The following is an 18730-nucleotide window of genomic DNA, read 5'->3' on the forward strand; positions in this document are numbered from 1 at the left end:
TATAAATACAGGTATTGGTATCAACTACAAATAAATAGGAGGAGTTAATTATGGCAAGAATAGTAGAATGTATACCTAACTTTAGTGAAGGTAGAGACAAGGAAAAAATTGAAGCTATAGTAAATGTATTTAGAGGAGTAGAGGGAGTAAAGTTACTAGACTATTCTAGTGATGCAGACCATAATAGATCTGTTGTTACTGTTGTAGGGGAACCAGAAGCTCTAGAGAAAGCCATAATAAATATGGCAGAAAAGGTTTATGAGAATATAGATATGAGTGCTCATACAGGAGCTCATCCAAGAATGGGAGCTCTAGATGTAGTTCCATTTGTACCTATAGATGGAATTACTATGGAAGAGTGTGTAGAAATAGCTAATAGAGTAGGTAAAGTAATTGCAGAAAGATTTAATATTCCAGTATATTTATATGAAAAAGCAGCTACAGCTTCACATAGAGAAAATTTAGCAACGGTAAGAAAAGGTCAATATGAAGGCTTCTTTGAAAAAATAAAAGAAGATAAATGGGCACCAGACTATGGTCCAAAAGAAGTTAATGTTAAGGGTGGATGCGTTGCTATTGCTGCAAGACAACCTTTAGTAGCCTTCAATGTAAATTTAGGCACAGACAATTTACAAATAGCAGATACCATTGCTAAGACAGTTAGACATTTAGGTGGTGGATTAAGATTTGCAAAGGCTATGGGAGTAATGCTTGAAGATAGAAATATAGCACAAGTATCTATGAACTTAGTAAACTATGAAAAAACAGCAGTATACAGAGCTTTTGAAATGGTTAAGATGGAAGCAAAACGCTATGGAGTACCAGTAGTTGGTAGTGAAGTTATAGGACTTGTACCAATGGCTGCTTTAATCAATAGTGCTGAGTACTATCTTCAAATAGAAAATTTCTCAATGGATCAAATACTAGAAAGAAGAATAAGCGAATAAAATAGCTTAGGAGTTGAAAGACATGTCTATATTAATTAAGAATATTGATTGCCTGGTTACCTGTGAAGGTAGCCATAGAAAAAAAGGCAAGGAAATGAATGATGCCAATATCATAGAAAATGGTTTTGTATTTATAGAAAACGATATAATATCTGCTGTAGGAAAAGATGAGGAATATAAATCCTATATAGATGAAGATACCATAATTATTAGTGGTAAAGGCAAAACAGTTACACCGGGACTTGTAGATCCCCATACTCATTTAGTTTATAGCGGAAGTCGTGAAAATGAATTACCTCTAAAATTAAATAAGGTAGGATATATTGAAATCCTAAATATGGGTGGAGGAATATTAAGTACCGTAGAAAACACTAGGAAAGCATCTCTAGATGAATTAGTAGCAGAAGCTAAAAGTAGACTTAATATAATGTTAAATCACGGTACAACTACTGTAGAGAGTAAATCAGGCTATGGTTTAGACTTAGAGACTGAGAAAAAAATATTAGAAGTAAATAAAAGATTAGATAAGACTCATCCAATAGATGTGGTATCTACTTTTATGGGAGCCCACGCTATTCCTAAGGAATATAAAGGTGATAGAGAAGGTTTTATAAAACTTATAATAGAAGAAATGATACCAGGCATAGCAAAAGAAAGTTTAGCAGAATTTATAGATTGCTTCTGTGAAGAAGGAGTATTCACTACTGAGGAATGTAGAAAAATCCTTGAAAAGGGTAGAGAATATGGAATGAAACTCAAGCTTCATGGTGATGAAGTTGAATCTGTTAAGGGAGCAGAGCTTGCAGGAGAGTTAAAATGTATTTCAGCAGAGCATTTAATAGCAGCTTCGGATGAAGGAATAAAGGCTTTAAGTGAAAATGATGTAGTAGCGGTATTACTACCATCTACAGCTTTCTACTTAATGCTTGGTAAGTTTGCAAGAGCAAGAGATATGATTGATAATAACGTGGCCGTTGCTCTTGCTACAGATTGTAACCCAGGAACATCTCCTACTGAATCCATGCAAAATGTTATGACCTTTGCATGTTTCGGGATGAGAATGCTTCCTAATGAGATAATCAATGCTATGACTATAAATGCAGCTTGTGCTATTAATAGAGAAAAATCTGTAGGTTCTATAGAAAAAGGTAAAAAGGCCGATATAGCTATATTTAATAGCAAAAACTTAAATTATCTAGTTTATCACTTTGGAATAAATTCTATAGACAAGGTAATAAAAAATGGTAAGATAGTTGTAGATAGAGAATAAAATAAGTAATTATAGGAGGAATATTTATGTTAGATACAAAAACTGTGAGAGAGTTTATTGGAGAATTAGGTTCAAATTCACCAGCTCCAGGTGGTGGAAGTGTAGCAGCTCTTTGTGCATCATTATCTAGTGCATTAGCATCGATGGTTTTTAACTTAACTGTAGGCAAAAAAGCTTATGAAGCATTAAATGAGGAAGAGAAAGCATTAGTAAATAAATATTTAGAAGTATCAGGAAGAGAAAAGGATGAATTCTTAGACCTTATGAATGAAGATACAGAAGCTTTCAATGAACTTATGGCTGCATTTAAAATGCCTAAGGACACTGATGAAGAAAAAGCTGCAAGAAGTAGTAAAATACAATTAGGGTATAAGGCGGCAACACAAGTACCATTAAAAGTAGCAAGAAGATCCTATGAAATTTATGAAGGAATCCTTGTATGCGTTAAATATGGTAATAAAAATGCTATTTCTGATGGTGGTGTAGCAGCATTATTGGCTCAAAGTGCTATAGAAGGAGCAATTTTAAATGTAAAAATAAATCTTTCTTCTATAAAGGATGAAGCTTATACAGAGGAAATTAGAAGCGAATTAAAAAAATTAAGTGAAGATGGTATGAAAAAGCAAAAAGAGATATTAGCTATTGTAAATCAACATATGTAGCTTAAGATAATTACAAACACTATATTAAAGAGAATGTCTCAGGGAAGAATATCCATTGAGTGCATTCTCTTTTTTAATAAGATTATTTTTATAAATATAGTTATAAATATGAAGAACTCACTGAATAATTTTTAAATTAATAAGACGCAGAGAAACAATACCTCTAATTTTTATTACGCTAAGTTGCTAAGTTTTAAATCAATAATATTTGTGCAAATATGAGAATTATGCTTAAATGTAAAATAATGAAGGCGATGAATGTAAAAATATGTTGACAAGTAAATATTTTTGTATTAAATTTCTCAAATAAATTTTGGAAAAAACTGTAACGAATTAACAATATAGTGTATAATTAGTGTATGTTCTAAATGTAAAAATTTATGAATATAATATAGGTTGGAGGGAAGCATATGTTACTTAGGTTTGAACCATTAGATGACAAAATCGTAGTTACACTTCAAGGAGAACTCGATCATCACAGTGCAGAAGAAGTTAGAACTAGGATTGATGATATTTTAGATAAAGATGGATATAAGGCTTTAATTTTCAATTTTTCTGGTGTGAATTTTATGGATAGTTCAGGAATTGGAGCAGTAATAGGAAGATATAAGAAGATGTCCTTAAGGGGTGGCAAGGTGTGCTTAACAAATGTCACACCTACAGTTAAGAGAATATTTGAACTTTCAGGTATGTTTAAAATAATTTCAATGTATGAAAATGTTGAAGAAGCACTAAGGAACATTTAGTGGGAGGAATTAATGATATGGAAAATAAAATCAAAGTTGAATTTAGTAGTTTATCTAAAAATGAAAGCTTTGCAAGAGTTGTAATAGCAGCTTTTGCTGCGCAGTTAGATCCTACATTAGACGAGCTTAGTGATATAAAAACTGCAGTATCAGAAGCAGTTACTAATGCAATTATTCATGGCTATGGCAATGAAAGTGAAGGTAACTTTGTAAAATTAGAGGCTACAATTATTGAAAATGAGTTTACAGTAAAAGTAATAGATAATGGTGCAGGAATAGATAATGTAGATATGGCAATGCAACCTTTATATACATCTAGACCTGACCTAGAGAGATCAGGAATGGGCTTTACAGTTATGGAAACTTTTATGGATAGCCTAATAGTAGAATCTGTAAAGGGTGAGGGAACAACTGTAACAATGAAAAAAGCTTTCAACACTGTAAGATAGGTGAAAAATATGAGTGAGAAAATTCATAGAAATAATAACTATAATTATGACGATAATAAGGAACTTATAAAACGGGCTAAAGAAGGAGATAATGAAGCTTTAGAATATTTAACAGAAATGAATTTACCTTTAGTTTCTTCTATAAGCAAAAAGTTTTTAAATAGAGGCTATGAGTACGATGATATATTTCAAATAGGATGCATAGGCCTAGTGAAAGCTATAAATAACTTTGACGAGAACTTTAATGTGAAATTTTCTACATATGCTGTTCCAATGATTATAGGAGAAATAAAAAGATTTTTAAGAGATGATGGAATGATAAAGGTAAGTAGAAGCATTAAAAATACGGCTAGAAAGTTACATTATGATAAGGATGCATTAACCAAAGAACTCGGAAGAGAGCCTACCATTGAAGAATTATCAGATTATTCAAAGGTAGATAAAGAAGACATAATCACTGCACTAGAATCTGCTAGTAGTATGCAATACTTATATGACACTATTCATCAAGATGATGGAGCTCCAGTATTACTTATAGATAAGCTTAGTGAGGATTATGAAGAAGATAATGAGGTAATTGATAAGCTAGCATTGAAGGAAGCCTTAAATAAATTGGATGTTAAGTCAAGGCAAATTATAATACTTAGATATTTTAAAGATAAAACTCAAATTCAAGTAGCTAAGATGATGGGCATAAGTCAAGTACAAGTTTCTAGAATTGAAAAAAAGGTTCTAAAAATTATGAGAGATAGGCTATCTGGGTAAACAGAGTTCTTAGCTTCTTCGAAGGTTAGAAATCGTTATCCAGGGACGTAGCAGCTCTTTACTACCACTTTGAAGAAGTGGGAGTATTAGAGCTGATAGTCATCGGGTAAACAGAGTTCTTAGCTTCTTCGAAAGTTAAAAAAATCATAAGTTTTTAATTTGTAAATTTGAAAAAGATGCGTAAGCATCTTTTTTTGTTTAAATTTTAGTAAAATGCAGATACTATCATTAATACTTTTACAATTTTGATGTTAGGAGGATAATAATGAAAGTAAAAGAAACTAAAATAAAAGCTAAGTTTCAAAATGTATATGAAAGTTCCAAACCTAAACCAACTATATTTAAGAATTCTTTCAGAGCCTTTTGGACTGGTGGATTAATATGTGTAATTGGAGAGATTATATTTAAAACATTGATTTATTTAGGTCAAGATAAATTACAAGCTACTGCATGGGAAACAGTTATTATGATATTTCTAGGAGCCCTATTAACAGGGATAGGTATATATGACAGAATTGGAGATTATGCAGGGGCTGGATCTGTAGTCCCAATAACAGGCTTTGCAAACTCTATTGTATCACCAGCCATAGAATTTAAAAAAGAAGGATATGTGTTTGGAGTTGCATCAAAGATGTTTACTATAGCAGGACCAGTGCTTGTTTATAGCATTAGTGCCTCTGTTATACTTGGAATATTATATTATATTTTTAGGTGGTAATAATATGGGAAGAAAAGTAGGATTACAAACAGTAGAATTATTGACAAAACCAAGACTTATAGCTACATATACCGTTGTTGGCCCCAAAGAAGGAGAAGGTCCATTAAAGGATAATTTTGATGAGATTCTAGAGGATGATTTATGTGGTTGTAAGACCTTTGAATCGGCAGAAAGTAAAATGCAATTACATGTAGTTCAAGAAGTACTTAAAAAAGCACACCTTAAAGAACAAGATATCTCTTATATTTTTGCTGGAGATTTAATAAATCAATTAATGCCATCTTGTTTTATGGCAAGGGAAGTAGATATTCCGTTTTTGGGTTTATATGGGGCATGTTCTACATTTATAGAAGCACTTTCACTAGCATCAATATGTTTAGAAGCAGATATAGGTAATCATATGATGGCAGTATCTTCATCTCATTTCTCATCATCAGAGCGTCAGTTTAGAGTACCTCTAGAAATGGGAAGTCAACGAGCTCCATCATCTCAATGGACGGTTACAGGTGCAGCAGCAGTGGTATTAGCTAAAAAGGGAAATAATGTACCTCGTGTAACTCATATTACCCTTGGTAAGGTAAAGGATTATGGAATAACTGACCCTAATGAAATGGGAGCAGCCATGGCTCCAGCAGCAGTTGATACTATAAAACAACATTTTCAAGACACAGGTAGAAAGCCTAATGATTACGACATCATTGTCAGTGGAGATTTAGGTTCTGTTGGTAAGCAAATAACTACTGAGTTATTAAAGGAATATGGCTATAATATAGGATCAAATTATATTGATTGTGGTGATGAAATATTTGATTGTAAGTCACAGAGTACCAACTGTGGAGGTAGTGGAGCAGGATGTTCTGCTACAGTTATGAGTAGTATGATATATAAAGGAATGATACAGAAAAAGTATAAAAAGGTGTTACTAATTGCTACAGGAGCTCTTCTAAGCACCATATCTAACTATCAAGGTGAAACTATACCTGGAATAGCCCATGCCATTGCTCTAGAGTTTGGGGGTGAATAAATATGTTGGGAGATTTTCTAAGGGTTTTTGTAGTTGGTGGAATCATTTGTGTGATAGGTCAAGTTTTAATGGATACCACAAAATTAACTCCATCTAGAATATTAGTTATCTTTGTGGTAGCAGGGGTAGTTCTTCAAGGATTTGGCATATATGAAAAGATAGCTGAATTTGGTTTATCGGGAGCTAGGATTCCTCTACCTGGATTTGGATATTCCTTAGCTAAAGGTGTTATGGAGGAAGTTGATAAAAATGGTTTATTAGGAATTGTCACAGGAGGTGTAAGTGCTACTTCTGCAGGTATAGCTGCAGCTGTAGTATTTGGATATATGATGTCAGTTCTATTTGACTCTAAAACTAAGTAGACAAATAAAAAGTCTTCTCAAATTAATAAATTTGAGAAGACTTTGATTTTACAATAAAATAATTAACCTCTTATCCTATTACTAAATATTTTAGGGATCATAGTATAGATATTTAACAGATGATTGAAAGCTTCAGGCTTAATTTCACTATTTCCAGTGTTACCCTCATTACCCTCATCTCCAGTATCATCACCAGGATCAGATGGTTCTACAGGAGGTGTAGTTGTATCACCAGGATTTGTATTTTCACCTGGTTTATCTGGTTTATTAGGATTAGGTATTTTATCTTTATCCTTGTCTTTATCTTTGTCTTCATCTTTATATTCTGTAGGATCTTTAGCTACTGGAGCTAGATATTTATTATCAAGCATGTTACCAGAATATAATCTAGTATCACGAGTTATAAATACTACCTTTTGTATTTTATCTTTAGGTGTTTTATCAGAAGGTAAGTAGTATTTACCATCAGCAGCCTTTACAACGTCAAGTTCCACATGGATATTATCCAGAGTAGTTGGTTGAGTACCACTTATAAAGATTTCAGAGTAAATTCTATTTCCCCTAGGATCCCTCTTAGTAAGCGCCGTTGGAAGGGTTCCAGAATCTTTAGAAATATAAGCACTAGTTAATCCACCAGGAGCCTGAAGAGATTTATATTCAAGTCCCTCATGAGCTGCTGCCATAATCTTACCCCATAGACCAGCTGGAACGCTACTACTAGTAAAAGGTAATTCCTTACTATTATCATAACCCATCCATACAGCACCTGAGTAGTAAGGCGTTAATCCACTGAAATAAAGGTTTTTGGTAGATTCAGAGGTACCGGTTTTACCCCTAACTTCCATATTCCCAAATCTTGCTTGTGGACCTGTGTTGTTCACAGAACCTTCAAGCATATCATAAACAATATAAGCTGTTTGTGGAGAAATTACTTGCTTAGATTCAAGTTTTGGCTCGAGTAGAACTTTACCATTCTTATCAGTAACCTTAGTATATATTCTTGAAGTAGTCATATTTCCTTGATTTCCAAAAGTACCAAAGGCTTGAGCCATTTCATAAGGTGTAGTTCCATCTATTTCACCTAGAGATAAAGCAGAAATACTAGTTCTATCTCTATCAGTTATACTTAATCCAAATTTTTCTCCATAGGATGCAGAGGTATTTAGACCTATTCTATCAACTACAGATACTGCTACGGTATTTTTAGAAAGAGCAAGAGCATCACGGATAGTAATATATCCGTCAAATACGTAATTCCAGTTTTGTGGAACATATGGACCATCATCACCAGGATATTTAGAACCAATAGAAGTTGGTAATGGACCATCTACAAACACTGACCCTGCAGTTAAAGTTTTACCTTCAATAGCTGGAGCATATACAGTAAGTGGCTTTATACTAGAACCTGGTGAACGTAGGAAGGTTTGACCATCCTTTCCAACAGAGATAGCTCTATTATAAGACATAGCTGGTTGATCACCAATACCACCAATTATAACTTTAACTTCACCCTTAAGATAATCTGTTATTACAGCTGAGGCTTGAACTCCATCTGCATTAGAGCCTTGAGTATCTTTAAGATAATTGTTCATAATTTTTTGTACTGAATCCTGAAGTTTTCTATCCATGGTTGTATATATTCTTAAACCACCAAAGGTGATTTTTTCATAGGCTTCAGCTTCAGTATATCCATAGGTTTTCATTAAATCCTTTGCCACTTGTTTTATTACAGGTCTTGAAAACCATTCATAAACCATTTTGTCACCCTCTAAAGTTGAGAAATTTAGCGTAAGAGGTTCTGCTAAAGCAGTATCATATTCCTCTTGAGTTATTTTTCCCAGCTCTAGCATTTTAGCAAGAACTAATTTAGTTCTTGGTGAGTCAAAGGCTTCTTTCTTTTCAAAGGCTTCATAGGCATTCATATAAGATATAGTTGGATTCTGAGCAGCACTTGCTAAAAATGCACATTGCTTAAGGGTTAAACCATCTGCTACAGATTTTCCAAAATACATGGTTGAAGCAGCTTCAATTCCGTGAGCGTTACCGCCTAAAAAGATAGTATTCATGTATTCGTTAAGAATTTGGTCCTTAGATAGAAGCTTTTCTAACTTACGTGCCAAATAAATCTCTTGAACTTTTCTTTCTATATTAGCCCTATTATTTATAGAATCTTCAAGGAAAAACTTATACTTAACCAATTGTTGAGTAATAGTTGATGCACCTTGGATTTCATCATTAGATAAACCAAGAATTATTTTAGCATCTTGGATTACAGCTCCTCCAAGTCTTCTTATGTCAACACCTTTATGTTCTAAAAAACGTTGATCTTCAATACTTACAAAGGCGTCCTGTAGATATTTAGGTACTGTAGATATATCTACAGATATTCTCTTTTCAGGAGTCTTATACTCATCCATTTCTTTTCCTTTATTGTCATATAGAAGTGTAGTTTCTCCATTCGATAAAAATATATCAAGATCAAGCTCTGGAGCTGTTTTAATCATGCCAGATATAATACCAAAACCAGCAGCTGCACAAGTTATGATTAAAAGTAGTAAGACTATATATATTACTTTAAAGACTTTACGACTTTTCTTCTTGGGCTTTTTTTGCTTAGGTTTAATTTTTTTATTTTCTCCCATATTCTCCTCCTTTTATGATGAACATATCTTCGATACTATATTATAACTTATATGCTAGTATAAATACAATATAGTATTCTTCAATGAAGTTCTTATACATATACATATATTATGTATAGAATAATTTTATGTAACATATTATACATATATTAACATTATACCACATTTATAAAGGAGTAATACTATGAAATCATCGTTGAAGTTAAAATTTACCATAATAATTTTTTTAATTATGACCTTTTTAATAACTTTTATATATACTTTAGATAAAATTATAATGCCAACGGTTAAATTAGTGGCAGATGCACAGATGAGAGCAGAGGTCACTAATACAATAAATAAAACAATTTTCCAGGAATACTCTAAGAATTTTAATTATAATGATATAATAAAATTTGATAAGGATAATGATGGAAACATCATAATGATGTCAGCAGATACTTTAAAACTAAGTGAAATTGCCACATTGACTGTATTAAAAGCACAAGATGAATTAGAGGAAAGATCTAAAGTAGACATAAAGATACCCATGGGATATGTGACTAAAAATAATATTTTAGCTAGATTTGGTCCAGATGTAAAAATAAGAATGAGGCCTATAGGGCATATTACTACTAGATATATATCCGAATTTGAAGATGCAGGAATAAATCAAACTAGGCATAAAATTTATATAGAAACCACCACTAGAGTAAAGATGATTATGGCAGTATCTTCTAGTGAGTTAGAAATAGTTAATGAAATACCTATAGTTGAAACCATTATAGTTGGAAGGGTACCAAGTACTGCAATACAAATGGATCTTAACGGTAATTAGAAAGTGTGATGCTAATCACTGAATAAATTCTTTTTATAGTGTACTATTTATGTAAATAAATATAGATATATGAAAATATATAATTAATTTAAATAGTAGGAATTTCCTATAGAATAAATAATTAAAGAACAGGAGATGAGTAGTATGGATCAATGTATAAAATTTTATAATGCCTTAGCTAAATATTATGATGATATTTTTCCAGCACCATTAGGTAAAAAGAAGTTTGCTTTAAAGAATATAGAAAAGGGTGGATTTGTTTTAGATATTGGATGTAGTACTGGAGAAACTACAGAATATATTTCTTCACAAGGATATAGGGCTTTAGGCATAGACTTAGACCAAGAAATGATAAGAATAGCTAAGGATAGGTATAAGGAAAGTGATACTTTGAAGTTTGAAGTTATGGATATGAAAACTATAGCTAAGTCCTTTGGAGAAGAGTTTAATGGTATTGTATGTATAGGGAATGTACTTCCTCACCTAGGAGGAAAAAGTCAAATAAAAGAATTTTTAAAAGGATGCTATGAAGTATTAAAAAAGGATTCACCATTATGTATTCAAACTATTAATTTTGATAAGGTGAAGAGAGAGCATATTAAAGAATTGCCTCTTATTGATGGTCCTAAAGTTAAATTTGAAAGGTTTTATAGTATTAAACCAGATAGTGATATTGTAAAGTTTACGGGAAGAATAACTGATAAAGAAAATAATGAGATTTTAGAAAATACAGTAGATCTATTTATGTTAGAAAATGAAGAATTATTTGAAATGTTAAAGGAAATTGGATTTGAAAAATCCTGGAGCTACGATGATTTTAATAGAAGTACATATACAGGAAATGCTCTTCCTTTAATAGTAGAGGCTATTAAGTAGAAAATTATAGTAATGTAAATATATAATTTAATAAATAAAAAAACATACTAGAAGTTAATAAGTTAATATTAGCTTTTAGTATGTTTTCATGTTTTTTCTTCTATTAATATATATTAAGTATTTAAAACATTTGTAAGATTATTATTTAGATTCCCAGTTAAATATGTAAGGAATATTTCTGTATAAGTCACCATAATTTAAGCCATATCCAACTACAAATAAATCAGGAATCTCAAAACAACAATAGTCTGGAGATATTTCTACAGTTCTTCTTTCTGGTTTGTCTAAAAGAGTACAGCATTTTACACTTTTAGCACCCAACTTTTTAACGTGTTCAACCACAAAGTTCATAGTAATACCACTATCTACAATGTCATCTACTACAAGTACATCCATACCTTCAATATTATCAGGTACATCTTGAACTATTTTACAAGTACCACTAGTTTCTTCACCATGACCATAGCTTGATGTAGTCATAAAACCTATAGTTGTAGGTACAGTAATTTCTCTAACTAAGTCAGCAGCAAATATGAAGCTTCCTCTAAGTAGAGATAATACGTAAACAGATTTTCCCTCATAGTCTTTAGAAATTTTTGCTCCAATTTTAACTACAGCCTCATTGATTTCTTCTCTAGAAAAGAGAACATTTCTTTGTTTATCTTCCATGTAATCACACCTCAATTTATATTTACATTAATGTTTTCATAGTATAAAATTAAGGTGAAATTGTCAATAGTATAAAATGTATAAGAATGCAGTGTTTGTTTAATGTAGAAAAATTATTAATAAAGAAAAAATAAAATTTGGAGATGATTATATGATAAATGGAAATACTGATGGAGTTAAAAACTTCATCTTGAAAAAGTTAGATACTATATATGATATGAGATTTCAAAAATCAGACATATTAACTGAAGAGTTAGCAGAACTTCTAAGAGAGGTTACCCTTGAAATTGAAAGAGAGGTTAGCGTTGCTATAGATAGAAAAGGAAGTGTTGTTAGTGTTGCCATCGGAGACAGCTCAACAGTTGAAGTTCCTATGATTGACACTAGAGAGGGGAGATTATCTCAAGTGAGAGTAATCCATACCCATCCCAATGGAAATCCTAAACTATCTGCATTAGATTTATCTGCACTTCTAAAATTAAAACTAGATTGTATAGTTGCCATTGGTGTATCAGAGGATAAACCTCTAATTTATAATATGGGTTTCTGTGATGTGAAGGATAACATGCTCATAGAAGAAGAAGTTGAAAATTTAACTATCAATAAAGTTTTAAGCTACAAGTTTTTAGATAAGGTTAGATATATTGAAGATGTTTTTAAAGTAGATAACATAGTGGAAGATAATTCAGAAAGAGCAATATTAGTATCTATAGAAGATGAGGAAAGCCTAGCTGAGTTAAAGGAACTTACTAAAGCCTGTGATGTAGAGCCAGTTTTTGAAATACTTCAAAAACGTAATAAAATTGATTCAGCTTATTTTATAGGTAGTGGTAAGGTTGAAGAAATAGCATATTTAAGACAGTCACTAAGAGCCAATGTAGTAATATTTGATGAGGAATTATCAGGATCTCAAGTAAGAAATCTAGAGCAAGCTATAGGAACAAAGGTAATTGATAGAACTACTCTTATTTTAGAGATATTTGCAAGGAGAGCCAGAAGTAAGGAATCTAAAATTCAGGTAGAGTTATCCCAGTTAAAATACAGATTAAGCAGGCTTAGTGGATTAGGAACTATGCTTTCAAGAACAGGAGGAGGTATAGGAACAAAGGGACCAGGAGAGAAAAAGCTAGAGACAGACAAAAGAAAGATCAGAGATACTATCTATGATTTAAATAAAGAATTAGAAAAGATAAAAAGTATAAGAGCAACCCAAAGAGAAAGAAGAAGTAAGGATAATATTTCTAAGATATCATTAGTGGGATATACTAATGCAGGAAAATCTACCCTTAGAAATGCTCTTTGTGAATACTCACCAGTTAAGTCAGCTACGGTAAAAGAAAAAGTTTTTGAAGCTGATATGTTATTTGCAACCTTAGATATTACAACCAGGGCTATGGCTCTTCCAGACAATAGAGTTGCCACAGTAACAGACACTGTAGGCTTTATAAGAAAATTACCTCACGATTTAGTAGAAGCTTTTAAATCAACTTTAGAGGAGGTAGTTTATTCAGACTTATTACTTCACGTAGTAGATGCATCTAGTAATGCAGCAGAAAAGCAAATAACAGTGGTAGAGGAAGTACTTAAGGAATTAGGTGCAGGAGATAAGCCAACTTTATTGGTGCTCAACAAAATTGATAATTCTAATGATGATATTTTAAATTCTTTAAAGGAAACATTTAATAACTACTCTATTTTAGAAGTTTCAGCTAAACATAAAATCAATTTTGAAGAGTTGCTAAATAGATGTACAGATATACTTCCTTATAAATTAAAAACCTTTAAGGTATTAATACCATATAGCGATTCTTCATCAGTTGCATATCTACATAGAAATGCTTTGGTAGAAAGTGAAGAGTACGGTGAAGAAGGTACTATTCTTGTAGTTCAAGGTGATGATGAGGTCTACAATAAAAGTTCTAAATATATTATAGAGTAGTAACTAAAGTATGATTATATTGTTAGGATAGAAATTAGAGCATTATTTGAAGGGGAGAGTAGGGAGAAAATTTGAGTACAGGATTAGTTAAATATGATTGGAATTTCATTGAAAATTATAGTGATGAAGAAATCAGCTATTTTCTAAGCTTAGAAGGAAAATCTATAGAAGCCATATGTAAAATTAGAAATTTAGATAGAGCCACAGTTCAAAAACATCTCATAAATTGCAAAATAAAATACAGGTTTTTAGTTAAAAGTGAATCGTCATCAGATCTATTTAAATCCCTAATTTTAGCAGCTAAGGAAGAAAGAATTTTGGTTTTGAATAGTTTAGATAGAGTTAATAAAGAAAAGCTAATTCATTTTTTAGTTAAAAACTATATGGAGCTAGGTCTTAAGGACAAAGAAGCCGCCATATGGATCATGGGTGAACTAAAAAGTAATGTCACCGTAGACATACTTATAAAGGCAACGGTTAATAATCATGTAAATATTAGAAGAATGGCAATTTCAGCTCTTGGAAAAATAGGTGATTCCAGAGCTGAGAGAGCTCTTATTAGAGCTTTGGAGGATAAAAATCCTCAAGTAATAAGTTATGCAGTTAAGTCCTTACAGAAGATAAGCAGTGGAGAAGCCGATGATAAAATAAGAGCTTTATTTAATAGTACTGATAAAGAGTATATTAAAAAGGCTTGTGAGGGTTATATTAAGCAAAGAGATAATGAAGAATTAAATTTTCAAGATATAAGTGACGGAGATAAAAATAATGATTAATATTTTATTATCTATATTATGCAGTTCTTTAATAGCTATTGTATTTAAGTTTAGTGAAGGTAGAGAAAGTAATAGATATATGGTAACTAGCATAAATTATCTATCAGGAATGATGGCAAGTATAATAATGATGGGAAGTTTAAATATTTTCCACATAAATTGGTTTTCTATGTTTATGCAGGAATTTAATCAGGTACTTATAAGTGGACAACTTTTCTCCAAAGAAGGAACAGGAGCTTTAGCAATAATTCTAGGTATAATAACAGGTATTTTATATTTTTTAAGTTTTATTCTATATCAAAAATCTGTAGGAAAGAATGGAGTATCTGTATCTGCAACTTTTATGAAGCTAGGAGTATTAATACCTACAATTTTATCTGTTATACTATTAGGAGAGACCATAGAATTATTACCTATATTAGGAATAATCTTGTCTATCATAGCTATAATAGTTATAAATCTAAATAATAAAGAAGAACAAAAGGTTAAAGATACTATGAAAGTAGATTTAATACTTCTTTTTATACTAGCTGGTGGAGGAGATTTTGTAACAAAGCTATTCCAAAACTTTGGTATGGTACAATATAAAAATTTATATTTATTTTATACTTTCCTAACAGGATTTACTATAAGCTTAATTATGTTAATTATTAAAAATAGAAAAGTAAAGTTAATAGATATGTGTTTTGGTGTCATGGTAGGTATTCCTAATGTATTAATGCCAAGCTTTTTAATAAAGGGCTTAGAAGAAGTAAGAGCAGTTATAGCCTTTCCTATGGTAAGTGCAGGAACTATTTTAATCACAAACTTTTGTGGAGTTATATTCTTTAAAGAAAAGTTAGGGAAGAAGGAGATTGCTGCTATAGTACTTACCATAATAGCCATAATACTTATGAGCTAACAGTCTTCGAGAAATCTTCATTATGGTTTAGAGTACAGAAATCTATTTTAAATATTATAGAGGGGGCTTAAATATGAGTTATTTTACAGTGAAAGGGAGTGCTACTTCAGAATTTCAAGAAAAGAAATCTACATTTATAGGATACATAAAGAGAGTAAATACTGAAGAAGAAGCAAAGAACTTTGTAAATGAAATAAAGAGTATGCATAAAGAAGCAACCCACAATGTTTATGCTTATATAGTGGGAGAAAATAAAGGCATACAAAGATACAGTGATGACGGTGAACCCCAAGGAACAGCAGGTATTCCAGTTTTAGAAGTCATAAAGAAAAATGATTTAACCGATGTAGCGGTGGTAGTTACTCGTTACTTTGGTGGTATTCTTTTAGGGGGAGGTGGGCTAATAAGAGCTTACTCTAAAGGAGCCTCTTCAGCCATTGAAGAAGTAGGTATTGTAGAAAAAGTAAAGGGCTTAAAATTAAGATTTACTTTAGAATATGATTTAATAGGTAAAATACAATACCTATGTGGTACAAATAATTGGCATATTGAAGATACCATATATACAGATAAAGTGGAGTTATCACTGTTCACAGAGGTAGAAAATAAGGAAACAATAATTGCAGATTTTGTAGAGGCTACTAGTGGAAAAGTAACTATATGTGAAGAGGATGAAGAGTATTTATTTAAAGAAGGATACAGATATTATAGAGCTATTGAAGGATAGCTCTTGAAATTTGAAATTATTAGACATATTATGTTATAATAGGTACATTGATTTTAAAGTTAATAATTATATATATAGTACAGGAGGAAGTTAATATGTCAGGACATTCAAAGTGGCATAATATCCAAGCTAAAAAGGGTAAAGCAGATGCTAAGAGAGGTAAAATATTTACTAAAATAGGTAAGGAAATAGTTGTTGCAGCTAAAAATGGTGGCTCTAATCCAGAGACAAATGCTAAGCTTAGAGACGTTATAGCAAAAGCAAAAGCAGCTAATATGCCTAATGATACAATTACTAGAGCAATTAAAAAAGCCGCAGGAGAGTTAAGTGCAGTAAACTATGAAACTATAATCTATGAAGGATACGGGCCAGAAGGAATAGCAGTTATAGTTGAGTGTCTTACTGAGAATAAAAATAGAACAGCAGGAAATGTAAGATACGCCTTCTCTAAACAAGGTGGAAATATGGGAACCGTTGGATGTGTAGGCTTCATGTTCCAAAGTAAAGGTGAAATCATCATAGAAAAAACTGATTCAGTAGATGAAGATGAGTTAATGATGATGGCTTTAGATGCAGGTGCTGAGGACTTTGTAGCTGAAGATGAAGTATTTGTAGTAACTACAACTCCAGAAGACTTTGGTACTGTGAGAGAAGCTTTAGAATCTAACGGAATAGAATTCTTAGAAGCTGATGTTAAAATGATTCCAGACACATACACTGAAATTAATGAAGAAGTTGCGACTAAATTCCAAAAGATGTTAGATGTTTTAGAAGATGATGATGATGTACAAAACGTATATCACAACGCTGAATTCCCAGAAGGATGGGAAGGTTAATCTACACTCAAAACCATCGGTTATTTATTTTTAGATTCACCTTAATAAGCCTATTAATTTTATGTATTGTTTAGTTTATTAAAAGATTATATAATCAGAAGTATTAACAATAAAAAACTGAAATCCATAGGGACTTCAGTTTTTTTTGTTAGAGCTTTTGTAAAATAGAATTATCTATTTTACAAAAGTACCTTGATATTTCTGTGAATAGGAATTCGGACTAGTTTTGCGACACTTCCTTATTTTTTATTTTAATGTTGACATTTAAAGAGTTAGCTCCACAATGTTAAATTTTACCAGATGTAAGTATAAATTAATATATGTTTTTTAAAAGGAGATAAATAAGCTCTGCAAGTTTTGAACTTTGTAATTATAGATATTTTGCAAACATTTTAATTCTCTTTCTAATAATTTCTTTATTATTAAAAGTGCCTTGACATTTTTCCTTATCACAAGGTTTTGGTCCCCCACAGTAAGGATAATCATAACATTTAACACAATTATCTGTGAGAGGTTGTAAAATATGTTCATTTTCTATGCATAATTTCGTGCTAAGATCATCTTTGGGTGGGAACGCGTCGCAAAGAACTTTGGATCCATTTGAATAAAATTTACAGCTTAAGATATTCGAGCCTTGACATTTTCTCCCTAAACCATAGGGGATACTCATGTTTGGGTTATAACCATAATTTAATAAAAGTGGTACAAATTCAGAGATATATAAGTCTTCAAATTCACTATCACATAAATTGTTAATAAATTCTACATTTTCATTATTAAAGATATTTTGAATATCAATTGCACATTTTAAGCCAATGGTGTTAAGAAAAATCAAGAATGACTCTAAATAATTCTTATTAATATGGTTTGTGTTATAGCGAATAATTAAATTATAATTTGGCAATTTTACAACTTCTCTAAGCATTTCCAGTTTGCACTTAACTTGCTCAAATGAACTAGAGCGCAGTGTATTGTGATCCTCTGGTAATGAAAATGTTGTATTTATAGTTAGTTTAGGGAAATGCTTGACAAATTCTTCTGTTATCATCATTATATTTGAATCAATATGAAAGCCAATATCAATTTTATCATTTGTTGAATTTACTAGATTCAAAATCTTATCTGTCAGTACTAAAATTAGTTCAGCTTTTAAAAGTGGTCCTCCCCCTATATAGTTAATAACAAGCTTACTATTGTGTTCTTGAAGATCTTTAAGAATTCCTTGTATATACTCCAATATATAGTTGCAAAATTCGTCATCTGATAACGGTAAATACTTATCCCATTGCAGTTGATAACAATATCTACATCTCAAATTACATTGTTCAGTAACACTGATGGTAATATTAGTAATATTAGTTACATTTCTTGATGCTTCCATTTTCCGTATTCTATCTTGCACAAGTTCATCAGTAATAAAAAAATCGTTGTTTTCTAATTCGTCTAAGTCATCTCTATCAACGGTATTTACAAAAAAGCCATCTTTTCTCGCACAAATGTATTTAGTTTCAAATTCTACAATCATTTCATTAAGCTTATTAAACAACAAGTATCCCATATCTGTTTTTATTATCTCTACATAATTACTTAATTTTCTCATATAG

The 18730-nt window shown here is 31.4% G+C and carries 19 protein-coding genes; 16 read left to right on the forward strand and 3 right to left on the reverse strand.

Annotation, left to right across the window (positions count from 1 at the left end):
- Positions 1-50: 50 nt before the first annotated feature.
- From ftcD to spoVAE, 9 genes are all read left to right on the forward strand, one after another.
- Positions 51-947 (forward strand): glutamate formimidoyltransferase, encoded by an 897-nt coding sequence (gene ftcD / locus IO99_RS13750; protein ID WP_035134405.1) that lies wholly within the window; start codon positions 51-53, stop codon positions 945-947.
- A gap of 22 nt (positions 948-969) precedes the next feature.
- Positions 970-2217 carry an imidazolonepropionase gene (gene hutI / locus IO99_RS13755; protein ID WP_198028595.1) on the forward strand — a complete coding sequence of 416 codons (1248 nt, stop codon included), beginning with the start codon at positions 970-972 and terminating at the stop codon, positions 2215-2217.
- Positions 2218-2243: 26 nt separating this feature from the next.
- A complete protein-coding gene (locus IO99_RS13760; RefSeq protein WP_035134407.1) occupies positions 2244-2879 on the forward strand; it encodes a cyclodeaminase/cyclohydrolase family protein in 636 nt (211 codons plus the stop codon).
- A gap of 410 nt (positions 2880-3289) precedes the next feature.
- Entirely contained in the window at positions 3290-3625 is a 336-nt protein-coding gene (gene spoIIAA / locus IO99_RS13765) for an anti-sigma F factor antagonist (protein WP_035134409.1), read from the forward strand.
- Between the two features lie 17 nt (positions 3626-3642).
- Positions 3643-4074 carry an anti-sigma F factor gene (spoIIAB, locus tag IO99_RS13770; protein WP_035134411.1) on the forward strand — a complete coding sequence of 144 codons (432 nt, stop codon included), beginning with the start codon at positions 3643-3645 and terminating at the stop codon, positions 4072-4074.
- A 9-nt stretch (positions 4075-4083) separates the two neighbouring features.
- Positions 4084-4839, forward strand: coding sequence for an RNA polymerase sporulation sigma factor SigF (gene sigF, locus IO99_RS13775; protein WP_035134413.1), 756 nt, complete (start codon positions 4084-4086; stop codon positions 4837-4839).
- 265 nt (positions 4840-5104) lie between these two features.
- Positions 5105-5557 carry a stage V sporulation protein AC gene (gene spoVAC, locus IO99_RS13780; protein WP_035134416.1) on the forward strand — a complete coding sequence of 151 codons (453 nt, stop codon included), beginning with the start codon at positions 5105-5107 and terminating at the stop codon, positions 5555-5557.
- A gap of 4 nt (positions 5558-5561) precedes the next feature.
- Entirely contained in the window at positions 5562-6581 is a 1020-nt protein-coding gene (spoVAD, locus tag IO99_RS13785) for a stage V sporulation protein AD (RefSeq protein WP_035134418.1), read from the forward strand.
- 2 nt (positions 6582-6583) lie between these two features.
- Positions 6584-6943 carry a stage V sporulation protein AE gene (gene spoVAE, locus IO99_RS13790; RefSeq protein WP_035134420.1) on the forward strand — a complete coding sequence of 120 codons (360 nt, stop codon included), beginning with the start codon at positions 6584-6586 and terminating at the stop codon, positions 6941-6943.
- 62 nt (positions 6944-7005) lie between these two features.
- Here spoVAE and IO99_RS13795 read toward each other — a convergent pair whose 3' ends face one another.
- Positions 7006-9585: a transglycosylase domain-containing protein gene (locus IO99_RS13795; RefSeq protein WP_084178189.1), complete on the reverse strand. Its 2580-nt coding sequence runs from the start codon at positions 9583-9585 to the stop codon at positions 7006-7008.
- A 184-nt stretch (positions 9586-9769) separates the two neighbouring features.
- Here IO99_RS13795 and yunB point away from each other — a divergent pair, with 184 nt between their 5' ends.
- The gene (gene yunB / locus IO99_RS13800; protein ID WP_035134422.1) at positions 9770-10402 is read left to right on the forward strand and encodes a sporulation protein YunB; all 633 of its coding nucleotides are present in this window, start codon (positions 9770-9772) and stop codon (positions 10400-10402) included.
- Between the two features lie 144 nt (positions 10403-10546).
- Positions 10547-11278, forward strand: a complete 732-nt coding sequence (locus IO99_RS13805) for a class I SAM-dependent methyltransferase (protein ID WP_035134424.1) — start codon at positions 10547-10549, stop codon at positions 11276-11278.
- A 141-nt stretch (positions 11279-11419) separates the two neighbouring features.
- Here the strand turns inward: IO99_RS13805 and hpt are convergent, their stop codons facing one another.
- The gene (hpt, locus tag IO99_RS13810) at positions 11420-11947 is read right to left on the reverse strand and encodes a hypoxanthine phosphoribosyltransferase (protein WP_035134426.1); all 528 of its coding nucleotides are present in this window, start codon (positions 11945-11947) and stop codon (positions 11420-11422) included.
- A 151-nt stretch (positions 11948-12098) separates the two neighbouring features.
- Here hpt and hflX point away from each other — a divergent pair, with 151 nt between their 5' ends.
- From hflX to IO99_RS13835, 5 genes are all read left to right on the forward strand, one after another.
- Complete coding sequence (gene hflX / locus IO99_RS13815) at positions 12099-13886, forward strand: GTPase HflX (protein WP_035134428.1); 1788 nt, start codon at positions 12099-12101, stop codon at positions 13884-13886.
- Positions 13887-13957: 71 nt separating this feature from the next.
- Positions 13958-14662 carry a HEAT repeat domain-containing protein gene (locus tag IO99_RS13820; protein ID WP_035134430.1) on the forward strand — a complete coding sequence of 235 codons (705 nt, stop codon included), beginning with the start codon at positions 13958-13960 and terminating at the stop codon, positions 14660-14662.
- A complete protein-coding gene (locus IO99_RS13825) occupies positions 14655-15563 on the forward strand; it encodes an EamA family transporter (protein ID WP_035134432.1) in 909 nt (302 codons plus the stop codon). Before IO99_RS13820 ends, IO99_RS13825 begins: the two co-directional genes overlap by 8 nt.
- A gap of 73 nt (positions 15564-15636) precedes the next feature.
- Entirely contained in the window at positions 15637-16290 is a 654-nt protein-coding gene (locus IO99_RS13830; RefSeq protein WP_035134433.1) for a YigZ family protein, read from the forward strand.
- Between the two features lie 95 nt (positions 16291-16385).
- Positions 16386-17126 (forward strand): YebC/PmpR family DNA-binding transcriptional regulator, encoded by a 741-nt coding sequence (locus tag IO99_RS13835; protein WP_035134436.1) that lies wholly within the window; start codon positions 16386-16388, stop codon positions 17124-17126.
- Between the two features lie 370 nt (positions 17127-17496).
- On the opposite strand, the gene IO99_RS13840 is transcribed toward IO99_RS13835, so the two are convergent.
- Positions 17497-18726, reverse strand: a complete 1230-nt coding sequence (locus IO99_RS13840) for a radical SAM protein (protein ID WP_035134438.1) — start codon at positions 18724-18726, stop codon at positions 17497-17499.
- Positions 18727-18730: the final 4 nt, after the last annotated feature.

Origin of the sequence: Clostridium sulfidigenes (assembly GCF_000732635.1) — a bacterium.
Lineage (GTDB): Bacteria > Bacillota > Clostridia > Clostridiales > Clostridiaceae > Clostridium_J > Clostridium_J sulfidigenes.